The following is a 16,927-nucleotide window of genomic DNA, read 5'->3' as shown; positions in this document are numbered from 1 at the left end:
GCTAGTGCAAGGCAAAGGCAGGCGGGCAAAAATCAGCCACCAGGCCGGTAACAATGCGACTCATGGTTAGTTTGAGAAACAGATAAAGAACAAAAGTAAGGAAGTTATACACGAAAAAGGCGTGAGGGGATTTATTCCTCACGCCTTCTCAATTATTGAAAAACCTTACTTCTTTTCCGTGAGATGAACCTCTACGCGATCGTTATTTTCTTTGTACCAATACCACATTTCTTTCTCCTCCAGCTTCAGAATGTGTATTTCAGAGGGAAGGTTATTGCTGTTTTCCCGTTCAATCGATGATTTGCGCGGATCATCGTCGCCATCCCCGTCATCGTCGTCGTCATCGTCTTCAAACTCCCATTCACCCGCACCTGAAACCAAGTTACCTCCGGCATCTGTGTAGGAATAAGTCCAGACACCGTCTTTAGTATAGGTTTCAATTAACCCTGAATATGCGGTGTTAAATGCAGCAGTTTGATCGACGCCGTTTCGCATACTTTTTTCTACTGTCCATTCATTCGATACGCGTGCGGTTTTTGTTCTCAGGCTGATAGTGGGGCCTTCTGGGTACTTTTTGCAGGCTGGTACGGCTAAAACGAGTACCGTAAGCAAAAGCAGGGACGCAAGTTGTTTCATAAGTCGTGTAATTTGTGTTTGAATGATAACCGTTGATTACCGGTCTGATTATCTTAACGCAGAACAGTCCTTACTGTTGATTTCTTACGGTAATCTGCACAGGAGATTAGTCAAGTATTGCCCGTTAAACATGACCAATTATATTATTTTGATTAACCATTCCTGACAAACACATTACCAGCAATCTGAATATTAATGCATTACAAAAAATCACTCTACCTGTCAATAACAATAATATTATTAATTACTACAGATTAAAGGGAAATTAAAAGCCGATTAAAGGGTTAATTTCATCGATAATTGGTAAAAGTGCAGCACTGTCACACAGATAGAAATAATAAGCTGCCGGGTAATTGTTTAGTACATTTGTATTCCCAAACATGTATCGCCACTATCTCGGTATTTTACCCCGCGCGCTCTGGAAACTGTTTTTCGTGCTCAACTTTGTGTGCAGCATGATTTTGCTTTTTCCGGTGTTTGCTATCCTGCTCTCACGTGCAAGCTGGTACCGCAAGGCATTTGGCCTTATGCGTATCTGGGCGCGCTGGGTACTGCACGTACCGGGTGTTTTTCTTCGCATCACGCGTGAAACACCCGCACACGATGGGAGTCCGTGTGTGTATGTAGCCAACCACGCTTCTTACCTTGATATTGTAATCAGCTACATTGTGGTGCCGCACTACTTTGTATATATGGGCAAGCTGGAAATAGACAAAGCGCCCCTGCTGCGCATTTTTTTCCGCGAACGCCGGGGCCGTGCGGGAATGAATATTTATGTGGACCGCAAATCGCGCACGGGTTCGTACAAGGCATTTACCCAGGCCGGCGAGAAATTAGCCTCCGGACAAAGCGTTTTCATTTATCCCGAAGGCACCATTGAATCGAACGGAAAGCTGAAACCCTTTAAAAACGGTGCCTTCCGCCTTGCCATTGAACATCAGGTGCCCATTGTGCCCATTACTTTTCGCAACAACTGGACACTGCTGCAAAACGGCGGTTTCTTCAAATCGTTTGGCCGGCCGGGGCTGGCGCGTGTGGTGGTGCATAAACCTGTACCCACACGTGGCATGACCGAAGAAGATTTGGTAAATTTGCGTCATCAGGTCAGAACAACCATCGCACAAACCCTCAGTCAGGCATGAATATCGACAGTACTACCGTAAAACAAGTTGCCCACCTGGCCCGTCTTGAATTTGACGAAGCCGGCGAACAGGCCATGATTAACGACATGAACCGCATGATCGGGTTTGTGGAAAAACTGAACGAGCTTGATACTGATAATGTGCAGCCTCTCATTTATATGACTGACGAAGTAAACCACCTGCGTGAAGATGAGATTAAAGAACCACTTGCACAGGATGTGGTACTGGCCAATGCACCTAAAAAAGATTCAGATTATTTCAAAGTTCCCAAAGTGGTAGAGAAAAAATAACCGCAGTTACAACTCTTATCCGAGCCGCTTCTATCCTTGTGATAAAGCGGTTTTTTATTTTGTTTAAACGTATGCCAAAGGACTTTTCAACAGACAATCATATTACTGGAAATCAAACTATTTAACTATTTATACCCGACAGAAAACGGAATTTAATCCTTCTTTTTCCGGGAAAAGTAATTAACAGTCCTGCACAAAACTCAGACTTGGTGGTTTTGGTTTTTGTGTTTGCCCGCCAACTGCAGTAGCAGGTAAATACAATTTAATTTCATTAATGTTTCACAAAAACAAAATTCGATGAAAATTCCCTACACAGTCCTTCGCCGTACAGGATTATTTGCCGCGCTTGCGGCTATGGCAGTATTGAGCAGCAATGATGTGAATGCACAGGCCACCATTGCCAGTAACACATTAACCGGAACTCAGTTTCTGGGTTCTAATAATAATTTTGATGTAATCTTCCGTGCCAACAACATAGAGCGAGCCCGCATTCTGGCAAGCAACGGGTTTATTGGTATTGGCACCACTCTACCGCAAGCTCGTCTTGATGTAGCTAACTCATTCCGCGTATTTGGCACTGGCCCTATCAATTCAGGTTTTAGTTTTCGGACTGATATTATAAACGGGCGCGTAGAACATTTCATTACAAACAATTCTATTGCATTTGCCAATAACAGTATCGGGCATGTAATTGGAATTGGCACTTTGGTATCAAAAAGTGATGCGTTTTATGTGGACAATGGTGCCGAAGGGAAACGTTTATTTACGTGTTCTGTTATTGGCCGTGTGGGTGTAAATACGTTTATTCCTCAGGCCTTGTTCGACGTAACCGGCGGACAAATGGCGCAGATTGAACAGGGTAATTTTGGTGGTTTTGATGCTACGGACCAGTGGATTGGTCTGGGTTTGGCTGGCTCAGCCAGTCAGCCTATTTCATCCACCTACGGAATGGCTGTGGTGCGTCAGTCGCGTCTGGCTACCTTCAGCCTGATTCAGAATCCGAGCACCACCAATCCTGATCTGATTATCAATTTCGGCACCAACACCGCTGCGCCCGATCCGAACCAGCGCATGTTTATCCGCAACACGTTTATCAACAGCGCCACGGGCATTCCCTCAGATAAAAACCTGATGGTGTTTGCACCCGGTGGCCGTGTAGGCGTGAATGCTGATCCGGGCACAGTGGCATTCCTTGTGGATGCCACCCCCACAGCCAGCGACGCTGCTTTCCGCGCTATTACCGTACTCAGCAACGGCAGCTTTGCAAATCCGGTAGCCGCTACCTTCTCTTCAATCGGACAGGAAGGCAACAGCACCATTAATCCGGGCAGCAACATTACCGGTTTGCGTGCACAAAACGGCGATGCCGGTTTCAATGCACAGGTAAACGGCAACCAGGCGCAGATTACCTGGCAGGATCTTCAGTTTGCAGGTGCTGTTTCTACAGCTACCAATACGCAGGATCGTCTCACTTTTAACTTCCGCAACAACCAGCCGCAGAACAATACCAACAACCTGAAGGAAGTGGCTACCATTCTGGCAAACGGCCGCATGGGTATCAACACCGCCACACCCATCGACGTAGGTACATTCAACGTACCCCCGAACGCAGGTCCGGCAATAGTACCTTTCTTCCTTGACGTAAATGGCGGCATCCGCGCTACAGGCTTCTGGGCGTTCTCTGATCAGCGCCTGAAGCAGAATGTGGAAACCATCAACAACCCGATGGAAAAAGTAATGCAGCTGCGTGGCACCACCTACAGCTACCGCGCCAACGAAACCATGGAACTGCCCGAAGGCAACCAGTATGGTTTCATTGCACAGGAGTTGGTGAAAGTAGTGCCCGAAGCCGTATCGCAGGATGCAACCACCGGTTTGTATCAGGTAAACTATGATGCCATTGTGCCCCTGCTGGTAGAAGGCATGAAAGCACAGCAAACACAAATTGACTCGCTGCGCAACGTAATTGCCGCTTCACGTCCAGGCACCGAAAACCTGCTCAATCCGGCCGGTGTAAACGGTGTGGGTATGGTGGGCGCACGCCTCGACCAGAATGCACCCAATCCGTTTAACGTAGCTACCCGCATCAGTTATTCTGTGCCTGCCGGTGTAAGCACTGCACAACTCAATGTGTATGATCTTACCGGCAAGCAGATCCGCAGCTTCGGCATTAACGGCACCGGCGAAGGCAGCATGGAAATTGCCGCCAACGAATTTGGTCCCGGAATTTACATCTACATGCTCGTGCTCGACGGCAAGGAAGCCGCCAGCCGCAAAATGATTATTACCGAATAATCCGTAAATACCCAAAAAAAGCGCGGGAGCATTAACAGATGCTCCCGCGCTTTTTTGTAAGGTGTTTAGCAGAATTCGGCGTATGCGCCTTTGAGATGCTCGGCAATCATTTCAGCTGAGCGGCCTTCAATGTGGTGACGCTCGATGAAGTGTACGAGTTTGCCGTCTTTAAAAAGTGCAATAGACGGCGACGAAGGCGGATAAGGTGCAAAATAGCGGCGTGCCTGATTGGTGGCATCGGTATCGAAACCGGCAAACACGGTGGCTAATTTGGCCGGCTTGCTGCCATCGCCCTGCAGCGAAAGCTTTACGCCCGGACGCGCAGCACCGGCTGCGCAGCCACATACTGAATTTACTACCACAAGCACAGTGCCTGAGGCCTTAACGGCCGCATCCACCTGTTCGGGGGATGTGAGATCTTCGAAGCCCGCGTTCACCAGTTCGGCTTTCATGGGCATTACTAACTGAGGAGGATACATTTTCTTATGTCGGTTTAATATGAAACCTGTGAAAGCCGGCTAACTTTCCGGCTTTCGGGAGGCTGCAAAGATACATACAACTACATGAAATTGTTCTGCATAAGTTGCAGTGCACTGTGAATCAAGGCTTAAAAACTAGTTCGGACGCTATTTCCCCGCTCAGCGCTTCCACCAAAATACCTTCTCAGTCCATTTAACCTTGTTTTGAAGCGTTCATCGAATATACTGACTTCCGGCACCGGGCTTTTCTTAACTTTGAAAATGCATAAATCCGGTAATTAATTACACCTGCCGGCAACTACAACGTATGAAAAAACTTGCTCTGTTTTTAAGCCTTTGTGCCGGGTTATCTCTTTCGGCACAAAAACCAACCGGTGCACTGGCTGCACCCAGACTGCTTGAAAAGGTAACCACCAACGGTGCCGGTAAACTCGTGATTCCTTATGAAAAATACGAGCTTACCAACGGCCTTACCATTGTGGTACACGAAGACCATTCGGACCCGATTGCGCACGTTGATGTCACCTACCACGTAGGCTCGGCGCGCGAGGTGGAAGGCCGTTCGGGCTTTGCACATTTCTTTGAGCACATGATGTTTCAGGGCTCGGAGCACGTGGCCGATGAAGAACATTTTAAATTGGTAAACGAAGCCGGCGGTTCGCTCAACGGCACTACAAACACCGACCGCACCAACTATTTCGAAACCGTTCCGGCCAACTACCTCGAACTTGCACTCTGGCTTGAGGCCGACCGCATGGGCTTTCTGCTCGACTCGGTAACACAGCGCAAGTTTGAAGTACAACGCGCCACCGTGAAAAACGAACGCGGCCAGAATTACGATAACCGTCCGTATGGCTTGGTGTTTGAAAAAATAAGTGCCGCCATGTATCCGCAGGGGCACCCGTACTCATGGCTCACCATCGGCTACATCGACGATCTGAACCGCGTGAATGTGGGCGATCTGAAAAACTTTTTCCTGCGCTGGTATGGCCCCAACAACGCCATCCTTACCGTGGCCGGCGATGTGAAAACAGCCGAAGTGGTGAAACTGGCCGAGAAATATTTCGGCAGCATTCCGCGCGGCCCCGAAGTAAAAGACATGGCTAAAATGCCGGTAACTGTTGACCGCGACCGCTACATTTCATACGAAGATGTGGTGCGCCTGCCGCAACTCAGCATTGCCCGTCCGGGCATCTGGAGCTGGCACGAAGACGAACCGGCACTCGACGCGCTTTGCCAGATTATTGCCGATGGCAAAAGCTCTGTGTTTTACGAAACCTTTACCGAAACCAAAGTGGCCGAACGTGCCAGCATGTACAGCTACGGGCAGGAACTTACCGGTTCCATAATGATTGATATACGTCCCTACCCCGGCCACAGCCTGCGCGAAACCGACAGCCTGCTGGGCGTGGCGTTGCAGAAATTTGAAAAGCGCGGCGTAACGGATAACGATCTTCAGCGTTTCAAACTGTATATCGAATCGTATTTTCTGGATGTGATGAGCAGTGTGGAAGGGAAGGCTTCTACTATTGCTTCGTACGCCACATTCCAGCACAACCCGAACATGATTGCCAAAGACCTTGAGCGTTACCAGAAAGTAACCAAGGAAGATGTGATGCGTGTATATAACAAATACATCAAAGGCAAACCGGCTGTTATTCTCAGCGTATTGCCCAAAGGCAAAAACGTGGCTCCGGCCCGGCCCGACAATTACACACCACCTGTTTACCGCGTAGGCAGCGAAGAATCGGCCGAGTACAAAAACCTGAACATGCGCAAAGCGGCTGACAATTTCGACCGTTCGAAAAAACCGGTGCCCGGCCCTACACCCGCTGTAATGCCGCCGTCGATCTGGCGCGGCAGCTATGCAAACGGTCTGAAAATGATCGGCACACAGTCAACCGAAATTCCGCGCACCTTCATGCTGCTCAGCATTTCGGCTGGTCACCGCCAGGAAGAACCTGCCAAATCAGGCACGGCAGCCATGCTGGCAAAAATGATGGATCAATCGACCGAAAAGTATGAGGCCGCATCGATTGAAGAGCAGCTTGAACTGCTCGGCAGCGAAGTAGCTATTTATTCTGACGATGAGGAAATTCAGATTTCCATTACCTGCCTCACGCGCAACCTTGATGCGACAATGGCGCTGGTAGAAGAAAAGCTGCTGCATCCGAAATTCGACCAGCAGGAATTTGAGCTGGTGAAAAACATGCAGCTTGAAAGTGCGCGCAACCTGAGCATACAGCCGCGCTCAATGGCTTCGCTTATGTTCAATAAAACCGTTTACGGCGCCAATCACATCAAAGCCTATCCCGCAGGCGGCACCGTCGAAACCATTGCAGCCATTACGCTTGAAGATCTCAAACAATATCACCGCAAAATGATTTCGCCCAACATTGCGCGCTTTGTGGTGGTGAGTGATCTCAACAAAGATGAAATGCTGAAACACACCGGTTTCCTCGAAAAATGGACATCAACCGGCGTACAGATCAAATCCGATGGGAACATGGCTGCCGTGCCCGCTGCCGGCAAAACCACCATTTTCCTTTACGACAAACCCGATGCCGCGCAGTCAGAAATCATCATCGGCCGCATTGGTCTGCCTTACGATGCGTTTGGCGAATACTATATGGCACAGATGATGAACTATCCGCTGGGCGGGCATTTCAACAGCCGCATCAACCTTAACCTGCGCGAGAACAAAGGCTGGACCTACGGCGCACGGTCAGGCTTTTCGGGCACCTCGTTTACCGGTTCGTTCACGGCATCGGCCGGTGTAAAACGCGAGGCTTCGGACAGTGCGGTATATGAATTTGTAAACGAAATACGCAAGTATGCCGAGAACGGAATCACTGAAACCGAACTGGCCTACATGAAAAAATCAATCTCGCAGGCCGAAGCACTGCGCTACGAAGAACCGTTCCAGAAACTGCTCTTCCTCAAACGCATCATCGACTACAACCTGCCCGATGATTACACCGTAAAACAAAACGAAATTCTCCAGAACCTCACCAAGAAGCAGGTGGATGATATGGCCAAGAAATGGTTTAATCCCGATGAGCTGGTGATTTCGATGGTGGGCGACAAAGCCAAAATAGGCGACAGACTGAAACGTCTCGGCTACAACATTGTGGAGGTTGACAGCAACGGCAATCCGAAACCGGCCGAAGTAAAACAACCGGAGAAAAAACCCGAGCCGCAGCCCGAACCGGCACCCACTGACAAAAAGAAGAAGAAAAAGAAACGTAAGTTCCGCGGCATGTAATGGCTGCGAACAAACTAAGCGGCAGTGTGTTTATCTACCGTTAATTGATTCGATCGGAGGCTTCGCCTCAGCACAAGTAACCGGGATGCTTTTCTGTAATGGGGAAGTGTCCCGGTTTTTTATTCGCAGCAGATGATGGAAATGTATGTTTGATTTAAATAAACAATTACCCCCCTAAATCCCCAACATCTCCTTCAACTTCCCATACCCCGTTCTGCTGAGCGGCACTTTACGCCCGTTGCGGAGCAACGCAACATATCCGTTCTTTTCAAACGGCTCAATGCGGGTAAGCTGATCGAGGCGGATGAGATACGAGCGATGCACGCGAAGAAATTCAGCAGCGGGAAGGGTTTCTTCGTAGAATGAAAGTGTTTTCTTTTTGAGGAAGTATTCGTTTTGGGTAAACACTTTCACGTAATCGTCGTAGGCTTCCATGCACACCACATCCTGCACGGGAATGATGCGTATGCTGGTGCCGTTGCGCACTACAATGCGGTGGCGGGCACTGGCCTGCGCGGCGGGTGTATCGAGGAGTTGCTGAAGCGTTTCGGGGGCGGTTTGCTGCTGCTGCCATTTTTGTATGGCTTTGGAAAAACGTTCTTTGCTGAACGGTTTGAGCAGATAATCGATGGCATGGCTCTCGAAGGCTTTCATGGCAAACTCATCGAAGGCCGTGGTGAAAATTACCGGCGGGGCGGGATCAGTAAGTTCGAGCATTTCGAAGCCGGTAATTTTGGGCATCTGCACATCGAGGAAAATGAGGTCGGGCTTGTGTTGCTGAATGGCTTTGAGGCCTTCGAACCCGTCGCCGCATTCGCACACAATTTCCAGCGCGGGAAAATCGTGCAGGTATTCGCGCAGGAGTTCGCGCGCAAGAGGCTCGTCGTCAATGAGAATTACTTTCGGCATTGGGTTGCGGAATTGTGATGCGGGTTTGAAAAACGTGTTCCTGCCGCGCGGTTTCGAGCAGGTCGTTGCGGCCGTAAATCAGTTGCAGGCGGCGGCCTATTGAATCGAGTCCGAAGCCTGCGCCCCCGGCCGGGCGGGCGGTTTGTGCATCAAACGGATTTTCGACCTGCACCAGCAGTTGTCCGTTTTGCACTGCAGCCGCAATGGAAATTTCCACGCCGCCGGTGGTGTCGTACAGTCCGAACTTAATGGCATTCTCCACCACCGGCTGCAGAATAAACGGTGGCAGCAGCAGTTTCAGCGCATCGTCGCCCGCCTGCACACGTGTAGCGAGACGATGCCCGAAGCGCACGCGTTCAATATTGAGGTAAAGCTCAAGCAGGTGCAATTCCTCTTCAAACGAAACCAGCTTGCGGTCGTCCGTACGCAAATTGCTGCGCAGAAATTCCGAAAGCTGCTGAATCATTTTGCGCGCATCATCAGGCCGGCTGCCCATGAGTGCATACACCGAGTTGAGACTGTTGAACAGAAAATGCGGCTGCAGCTGCCGGCTCAGAAAAGCCAGTTCGGCCTCCCGGAGCTGCTTTTCCATTTCGCGCTGACGAAGCAGTAATTCCGAATTCTGCTGCTCACCCAAATGTTTCTGCGCCTGCACAATGAGCGGACTCACCAGCAAAGCCGCCACCAGCATGCGCACCAGCAGGGTTTGATTGATGAAAAGATGGTAAGCAGCATCCTCACTAAAAATCTGCGTAAGCACAACCCGCGAAATCAGCGTAACCAGCACGGCAAGCACAATTACTTCGGCGGCAATGTATAAAGCCGTCCACTTGCGCGGCAGATAAAACTGCAGACTGATAAACGTAAGAAAAGCAAACTTGACAATGAACAAATTCGACACCACCGCATCCGCAAGCGCATGCTTCCAGTCGAGCCCGGCTTGCAGCAAAACACCAGTATGCACTACAATACAACACAGCAGCCAGATTACAAACACCAGCAGCCGCCTGCGAAACTCATTCCAGAAAAGCAGTATCACACTTCGCATGGTCCCTCCTTCACATGATGCGCCAGCGGTGCGCGAAATTTAAGCATGGCTGCGATATCAGATTCCGTGCAGTTTTCCACGCTCTCAGAAAAAATCAGCAAGCCATGCGAAGGCGCATCAAGCGCATGCAGCGCAGCAACTCCGGCAAAATTGCAGCTTACTGTTTGTCCGTGCACATTCACAAAAACGGCTTCTTCCTGCCGGCCCATTGCAAACGCCAGTTCAAGTGCCTCATCCGCGTTACGGGCATGCAGCAAACGATACTGTACATCGCACTGCAACTGCGATGAACCGCCCGCCGCAATTTCAAATACGATTTTTGAAATGTACCAGTTCATTTGACCAATGTGTGAGAAGAACAATTAAAAACTACGTATTTCAATACCGCCAAACACAGCCACGCCACGCAAAATAATTTCCTTGTCGGTCCCTGTAGTAAAATCCTGTGCCACGATACGTTTATCATCCACCCCGCCAAAAATTACCGCTGTTTCCGTGCGCACTTTCCAATGAGCGGGCACCACAAGCTGTATGCCGCCAAAAATGCCTACCATTTCAAGTTCGGCCACCTGCTTCATATCGGCCTGCGTAAGATCAATGCGTGCGCCGCCAAAAATGGCCACCACATCGCCGCCCTGAAAATTCTTGGAAATAATTTTCTTGCGCACCTGTCCGAAAATAGCCACCTCCTCTATCGAATCCTCGCCGGTGGGTGGTATATCTGAGGTGTAGTGTTCATCGCTGTGGGTACTTTTGCCCCAGAAGCGGGTATCTTTTTTCCGCCCGAATATAAAATACAGTCCGAACACAATCAGCACAACCGGCCAGCCATAGGCTCCGAGGTTGTGCCCGGGGAAGATATCATCAACCAGCAAGGCAAAACCTACCAGAATAAGCAGCAGCCAGAACATGCCTCTGAACCGCCAGGCCACGCCGCTGAACACACCTGCCGCCACAAAAAGCATTTCCCATCTGAACAGCCACAGCGGCAGCACCACGCCAAGCGCAGGCAGCAGATAAAATGCGCCCGCTCCCACAAGCAGCAGCCCGATGGCTGTTTTGAAATTTGTATGCATTCCTTCCGTAGGTTGAGATGCCGATGCTGTTTCTTCGCTAAAGATATTATCCATTGCCGGTTAATTTTCAGCAAATCTGCACCGGAGGCCTATTTTATTCAACACACGATCGGCGAACGTACAACGGGAGGCGGTGAACGGCAAAACCGGAGCTGTTACCTTTTTGAGAAAGGCCGGTAGGTACGTTCGTGGCGCATAATTTTACCGGTATTGAATCCGGCTCCGGCAGCAAGCGCATCCAGCGAATCTATACCGTTCAGTTCGCAAAGCCGCAGGGCGATCAACGCAGCTGCTTTTGCATCACTTTCGGCATTGTGGTGATGAAGCGGAATACCAAAATATTTCGACACATCACTTAACCGAAAACCTGCGAGCGGCAACATTTTCTGTGCCAGCCTGTATGTGCAATGGTAACTGAGATCGGGATATGAGAGATTTTCGAGATCAAGCGTAAAGCGCAGCACACTGCAATCGAAAGCCGCATTATGTGCCACAATGGTTTGATTGTGAAAATACTGTTGCAGCTGCGGCCACTGCCGGGCAAAAGTGCCCATGTGCCGCGTATGAATATCGCTTATACCGTGCAGTGCGGTGTTGTAGCTGTCGTAATAATCGGGAACGGGTTTAATGTAAAAGTGAAGTGTTTCAACCAGTTTGCCGTTTTGTACAATGGCCGCACCCATGGAGCAGATGCTGCTTCTCATACGGTTTGCGGTTTCAAAATCAATGGCGATGAAATTCATACTTCGTATTCCGGGGAATGCAGTTGAAAATAGCTATTCCTTTTCACGAAACAACTCCTTTAACCTATCCCCGCTTTCCCTGAAAAAAGTTTTTCATCAATACAGCACATTCCGCCTCCAGCACGCCGCCAATTACTTCTGTTTTCGGATGCAGCACAGGGGCTGCAATACGCGCGTAACCGCGTTTCTGATCGTGTGCGCCAAATACAATGCGCTTTATCTGCGCCCAGTGCAGCGCGCCTGCGCACATGAGGCAGGGCTCGAGTGTAACGTAAAGTGTACAATCGGTAAGGTATTTGCCGCCGAGGTAGCCTGCGGCTGCCGTAATGGCCTGCATTTCGGCGTGTGCAGTCACATCAGTTAGCCGCTCAGTGAGGTTGTGCCCGCGTGCAATAATGCGGTTGTCGCTTACTATAATCGCACCAACCGGCACTTCGTCGGCATCGAATGCTTTGCGGGCTTCTTTGAGCGCCTCCTGCATGAAACGCTCATCGGAATAAATATCAATTTCCACAGCACGAAGGTACGGATTCCAAAATTCCGGACAGCTTCATGTTAAACAGTACGAATAAATCGAAGGAAGAAAAAAGAATCGTCGGCCTGAGCAACAAAACACGTAAAGGTCAGTGAAACGGATGCGGGGAAATGATAAACGGTATCTATTGTACTATCTGTGGAAATTAAATCAAATAACCGGAATGAATTAGAAATCAGGAAATAATTCGCCAATCAACTTCATAAACAAGGCATAAATATGAATTACTACGAATATCTGCGCAGTGTTACTAAACGAATTGACATCAGACAATTACAGAAATATGTTTGCATATAAACTAAAACTAATAACTATGAAAAAATCAATCTTCCCGTCGCAAGGCATGCAGAAAGCAATTGCAGTGATGGCCTTGTTTTTTACATTATGCCTGCAAACGAAGGCTTTTGCAACCGTTACAGCTTCAGGCTCTGAAGCTGCAGCCAACGTACTAACGGCAAGCACGCCGGAAACTACCACAGATTCGCTCGCTGCAGGATTACGCGGATGTGCCGGCACAGCAGGTCTTGCCGCATATCCGTTGGGATGCTACGTTTATTTCAGCGACATCTCAAGCGTTACAAGTGGCACTGCTTGTGTGTTCACCATTGATTTCGGCGACGGCACAACAGAAACGGGAACAAATCCGTGGTTTACGCACAGCTATGCACAGAGCGGAACCTACACCATTACTTACGTGATACAGATTTGTGCCGAGAATGGCTCTACCTGCTCAGACGACGTAACCATTTCGGTGTACGTGCCGTGCTTTGATTAACCGGCAATCAATATTGTTTGGGAGATATTTTCAGGGGCGCGAATCATCGCGCCCCTGAATAAATTATTGTCCCTGCGCCAGCGAAAACGCTTTCTTACCGTCGTAAGTCATAAGCATTTCTACCGAGCAGATTTTAAGTTCGGCAGCCACACGCAGTGATTCATTCAGAATATCCTGCTGCGACACCGGCGCATCATTTTTGCTGATTACGCGCACGCGGTACTGGTTCATGCACTCGGTAAACACCGAGCCTGTGGGCCATACCTGTGTGCCACGGTTGGAGATAAGCTGAAGTTCAAACGCTGGTGTAAGCACGCGCTGAAAGGCTTCGGCCACCTTTACCGGTTGCGCATTGCTTTCAACAAAGAAATCGGCACCAATGATTTCGCCTTTTTGTGCAGGCGTTTCCTTGATGAGATTTTGCGTAAGCGGCTGCGGTGCTGTAAACGTAAGCGTATCGGGCTGAGCATCGGCTACAGGCGTGTTTGCAGGCTTTTTGCCGAGATTGGCGATAATGGCATCTGCATACTGCTGTGTATGGAGTGCGGGTGTGCCGGGCTTGCCGAAATCAGCCGTATGCGCACCTTCTTCGAGTGTGTAAAGCAGTGCGTTTTCAATTTTGGCCGCGCTTGCAGTTAAGCCAAGATGACGCAGCATCATAATTCCGCTCATGAGCAGCGCCGTAGGATTGGCTTTCTGCAGCCCGGCAATATCGGGCGCGGTACCATGCACGGCTTCAAAGATGGAAATATTGTCGCCAATGTTGGCCGAGGGCGCAAAGCCAAGTCCGCCCACAAGTCCGGCGCAGAGGTCAGAAATAATGTCGCCCTGCAAATTGGGCAGTACCACCACATCAAACTCGCCGGGCTTTGCCACCAGTTTCATGGCCAGATCGTCCACAATAATATCGTTGGCCACCAGATCGGGATAGTCTTTTGCCACCTCGTAAAACGCTTCGAGGAAAAGACCATCGGTAATTTTCATGATGTTGGCTTTGTGGCCGCAGGTAATTTTGCGCGCCTTTTTCTTACGCGCCATTTCAAACGCATATCGGTGTACCTGCAGCGAGCCGGGCCTGGTAATGAAGCGGCGGCAAAGCGCCACATCATGCGTAAGCATGTGCTCGATTCCGCCGTAGGTATCTTCAATATTTTCGCGCACAATGGTAATGTCAATCGGAATACCGGCCTTGCTGAACACGGTTTCCACACCATTGAGCGAACGGAACACACGCTTGTTGGCATACGTATTCCACACCTTGCGGGCCGTTACGTTAATGCTTTTTACACCTTTGCCTTTGGGCGTTTCCATGGGGCCTTTAAACAAAATGCCCAAACTTTCAATGGTGGCCTTGGCTTCGGGCGTCATGCCGGTGCTGAAACCCTGATCGTACATGTATTTGCCCATGTCAACTGGCACAAACTCAAGCTCAACTTGTGCTGCGCGGAAAATGGAAAGCACGGCTTCCATAATTTCTGGGCCGATACCGTCGCCCTTGGCTACTGCTATTTTCATACGTGTGGTTTAGATCCGGGGGGCGAATTTACACACAATGAAACCCTTGTACAGTAATTAGTTTGAATGTAAGGGCAGATTTAATGAAGATTTTAAGAATCAGCGCCGTTTATCTGGTTTTCATTACCGGCTGATGGTGTTGGGATAAGCCTGAATACACCGTAATGTAATAGCTTCCCGGAGCGAGATCGGCCGGAATTCCGATTCTGTTATCAAACGGAATAACACCTTCGAGCACCAGCCGCCCCGAAGCATCACTCAGCCTGAAACGGCTTTGCGGCGCCACACCCTGCACGTTGAGCTCGTTGCTGAACGGATTGGGGAATACCGAAATACCCGCCTGAGCTGCTGGCTCATCCATCCCCGAAATAATATTACCCACCGTTACGCAAACCGAATCAGCGCACCCGGCCGAATCGGTTACCGATACACAATAAACTCCCGGCAACAAGCCGGCAGCCGATGAGGAACCGGAAACAGCAGGACTCCACACAAACGAAACAGCATTACTGCCCGACACATACACCGCTGCCGAACCCGTTCCTGCACTGTCCACATCACTCACCACCACGGCCGAATCAATATGAATTGCCGGAATGGAAATCACATAAACAGTATCAGTTCCGGTGCAACTGTTGCTGTCACTGACCAGCACAGAATAGGTTCCCGCGCAAAGGTTATTTCCCGAAACCGGACCACTGCCATCAAAGAATGAAAATGTATAACCGGGAGTTCCGCCAGAAGCCGAGGGGCTGATGTTCCCGTTGCAATTGTTACATACCGAAGCCTGCACGACTGCCTGTAACTGAAGCGGAGGCGGATCGGTAAGCGTTACACTATCCGTCACAAAACAACCCGCACTGTCGGCTATGCTTACCACATAACTGCCCGCACATAAGTTGAAAAAAGTATTTTGTGCCTGCACTGCAGTATCAAGTACAAACTGCACAGCACCCGGTGAGAGCAGCTCCACGGCTCCGTTACAACTGTTTGCACACAACGGGTTGGCCGGAACCACCGTAAGCGGAGGGAGCGGCGGATTAGGAATGGTTTGTGTGAAATAGAACAAACAACCGTTTTCGTTTTTTGCCTGCACCGGATAAACACCGCTGCAAAGCGCAGTAAATACATTGAATGGCTGGTAGGTTAAACCGCTGTCGATACTGTATTCATAATTCCCCGGCAGTGAGGGTTGCACACTTAATTCCGCATCGCAATAATTGTGACAGGCGGGCAAAATTACACTTGCCGAAAGTGTAACAAACGGAGGCGCTGCAACCACTACAGTGGCGCTGTCAGTACAACCCGGCTGGCCGGTTACCACAACCTGGTAGGAGCCTGCGCAGAGGCTTGCAAACACGGGTGATGCTTGTGGTGTGGTATTGTTGAGCTGGTACTGATAACTCCCCGGAAGCGAAGGCTGTATCTGAATGCTGCCATCACACCGTTCGAGACAGGATGTGCTGTCTGTAGTAACCTGTATTGTAAACACAGGAGCCGGATCAATAAACGCCGAATCCGTAAACACACACCCCGGTACACGCTGCAACGCAATGGCTTGCATTCCCGGACACAACCCCGCAAACACACTGTCGGTCTGGTACGGCCCGTTGTTGATACTGAACTGATAAAAACCCGGAGGATTAACCTGCGACACTTCCAGCACGCCTCCGCAAAGTGAGGCGCAGGTAGCAGCCTGCGTGTTGTACTGCGCCACAGGCGGCGGCATCACCCCCACCGTCACCATAGCCGTATCATTATCGCCAAAAGAATTACGCACAGAAATACGGTAAGTACCTGCACATAAATTGCTGAATACGTTGGACGACTGAAACGGTAAATTATCAATGGCATACTGATATACTCCGGCCGGCGATACACTGGCTGTGATTACGCCATCGCACACACTGCTGCACGACATGTCGTTCACAACCGCAGTGACTACAATTGCCTGCGGTGCAGATTGCGGAACCTGCGCATAAACCACAGAAAAGGGGCACAGCAAAAACAGGATGAGTAAAAAACGGGATGAATGCATTAGTTGGTCCGGGAGGGTGCAGTACTACGAATTTAACCTATTCTGCGTTATGTTCAACCTTAACTGCCAGCAAATTAACCTACTTTGAGTTAAGAATAAAGTAGGTTTATTGGGTTCGATGTATATTCCCGAACCCCGCATCTTTTGTACCTTCGCAGTCCTTTACAACTCATTTTTGCTT

Annotated in this window: 15 protein-coding genes; 5 read left to right on the top strand and 10 right to left on the bottom strand. The window is 49.7% G+C overall.

From position 1 onward, the window contains the following. Positions 1-165: 165 nt before the first annotated feature. On the bottom strand, positions 166-636 hold the full coding sequence (locus IM638_01010) for a hypothetical protein (GenBank protein ID MCA6361592.1): 471 nt from the start codon (positions 634-636) through the stop codon (positions 166-168). Positions 637-1,016: 380 nt separating this feature from the next. Between IM638_01010 and IM638_01005 the strand changes: the two genes are divergently transcribed. The 3 genes from IM638_01005 to IM638_00995 all read left to right on the top strand — a co-directional run bounded on the left by IM638_01005 (position 1,017) and on the right by IM638_00995 (position 4,363). Further along, the gene (locus IM638_01005; GenBank protein MCA6361591.1) at positions 1,017-1,778 is read left to right on the top strand and encodes a 1-acyl-sn-glycerol-3-phosphate acyltransferase; all 762 of its coding nucleotides are present in this window, start codon (positions 1,017-1,019) and stop codon (positions 1,776-1,778) included. Then, positions 1,775-2,068 carry an Asp-tRNA(Asn)/Glu-tRNA(Gln) amidotransferase subunit GatC gene (gatC, locus tag IM638_01000; protein MCA6361590.1) on the top strand — a complete coding sequence of 98 codons (294 nt, stop codon included), beginning with the start codon at positions 1,775-1,777 and terminating at the stop codon, positions 2,066-2,068. The genes IM638_01005 and gatC overlap by 4 nt, the downstream gene beginning before the upstream one ends. Before the next feature lie 297 nt (positions 2,069-2,365). Further along, on the top strand, positions 2,366-4,363 hold the full coding sequence (locus IM638_00995; GenBank protein ID MCA6361589.1) for a tail fiber domain-containing protein: 1,998 nt from the start codon (positions 2,366-2,368) through the stop codon (positions 4,361-4,363). Positions 4,364-4,428: 65 nt separating this feature from the next. Here the strand turns inward: IM638_00995 and IM638_00990 are convergent, their stop codons facing one another. Continuing rightward, positions 4,429-4,842 (bottom strand): BrxA/BrxB family bacilliredoxin, encoded by a 414-nt coding sequence (locus IM638_00990; GenBank protein MCA6361588.1) that lies wholly within the window; start codon positions 4,840-4,842, stop codon positions 4,429-4,431. A gap of 307 nt (positions 4,843-5,149) precedes the next feature. Between IM638_00990 and IM638_00985 the strand changes: the two genes are divergently transcribed. Continuing rightward, entirely contained in the window at positions 5,150-8,107 is a 2,958-nt protein-coding gene (locus IM638_00985; GenBank protein MCA6361587.1) for an insulinase family protein, read from the top strand. A gap of 174 nt (positions 8,108-8,281) precedes the next feature. On the opposite strand, the gene IM638_00980 is transcribed toward IM638_00985, so the two are convergent. From IM638_00980 to IM638_00955, 6 genes are all read right to left on the bottom strand, one after another. After that, positions 8,282-9,016 (bottom strand): response regulator, encoded by a 735-nt coding sequence (locus IM638_00980; GenBank protein MCA6361586.1) that lies wholly within the window; start codon positions 9,014-9,016, stop codon positions 8,282-8,284. Then, the gene (locus IM638_00975) at positions 8,994-10,055 is read right to left on the bottom strand and encodes a histidine kinase (protein ID MCA6361585.1); all 1,062 of its coding nucleotides are present in this window, start codon (positions 10,053-10,055) and stop codon (positions 8,994-8,996) included. The genes IM638_00980 and IM638_00975 overlap by 23 nt, the downstream gene beginning before the upstream one ends. After that, positions 10,052-10,402, bottom strand: coding sequence for a DUF4288 domain-containing protein (locus IM638_00970; GenBank protein ID MCA6361584.1), 351 nt, complete (start codon positions 10,400-10,402; stop codon positions 10,052-10,054). The genes IM638_00975 and IM638_00970 overlap by 4 nt, the downstream gene beginning before the upstream one ends. Before the next feature lie 24 nt (positions 10,403-10,426). Further along, the gene (locus IM638_00965) at positions 10,427-11,194 is read right to left on the bottom strand and encodes a hypothetical protein (protein ID MCA6361583.1); all 768 of its coding nucleotides are present in this window, start codon (positions 11,192-11,194) and stop codon (positions 10,427-10,429) included. 101 nt (positions 11,195-11,295) lie between these two features. Next, positions 11,296-11,883, bottom strand: coding sequence for a 3'-5' exonuclease (locus tag IM638_00960; GenBank protein MCA6361582.1), 588 nt, complete (start codon positions 11,881-11,883; stop codon positions 11,296-11,298). 64 nt (positions 11,884-11,947) lie between these two features. After that, entirely contained in the window at positions 11,948-12,364 is a 417-nt protein-coding gene (locus tag IM638_00955) for a nucleoside deaminase (GenBank protein ID MCA6361581.1), read from the bottom strand. A 367-nt stretch (positions 12,365-12,731) separates the two neighbouring features. Here IM638_00955 and IM638_00950 point away from each other — a divergent pair, with 367 nt between their 5' ends. After that, positions 12,732-13,193: a PKD domain-containing protein gene (locus IM638_00950; protein ID MCA6361580.1), complete on the top strand. Its 462-nt coding sequence runs from the start codon at positions 12,732-12,734 to the stop codon at positions 13,191-13,193. Between the two features lie 63 nt (positions 13,194-13,256). On the opposite strand, the gene IM638_00945 is transcribed toward IM638_00950, so the two are convergent. Both IM638_00945 and IM638_00940 read right to left on the bottom strand, forming a co-directional pair. Next, on the bottom strand, positions 13,257-14,708 hold the full coding sequence (locus IM638_00945) for an NADP-dependent isocitrate dehydrogenase (protein ID MCA6361579.1): 1,452 nt from the start codon (positions 14,706-14,708) through the stop codon (positions 13,257-13,259). 109 nt (positions 14,709-14,817) lie between these two features. Continuing rightward, positions 14,818-16,746, bottom strand: a complete 1,929-nt coding sequence (locus IM638_00940; GenBank protein MCA6361578.1) for a T9SS type A sorting domain-containing protein — start codon at positions 16,744-16,746, stop codon at positions 14,818-14,820. Between the last annotated feature and the right edge of the window lie 181 nt (positions 16,747-16,927).

This window comes from Bacteroidota bacterium (assembly GCA_020402865.1).
Taxonomy (GTDB): Bacteria; Bacteroidota; Bacteroidia; order Palsa-965; family Palsa-965.
The sequence above is the reverse complement of the archived record's forward strand: the minus strand, read 5'-3'. Positions and strand labels throughout refer to the sequence as shown.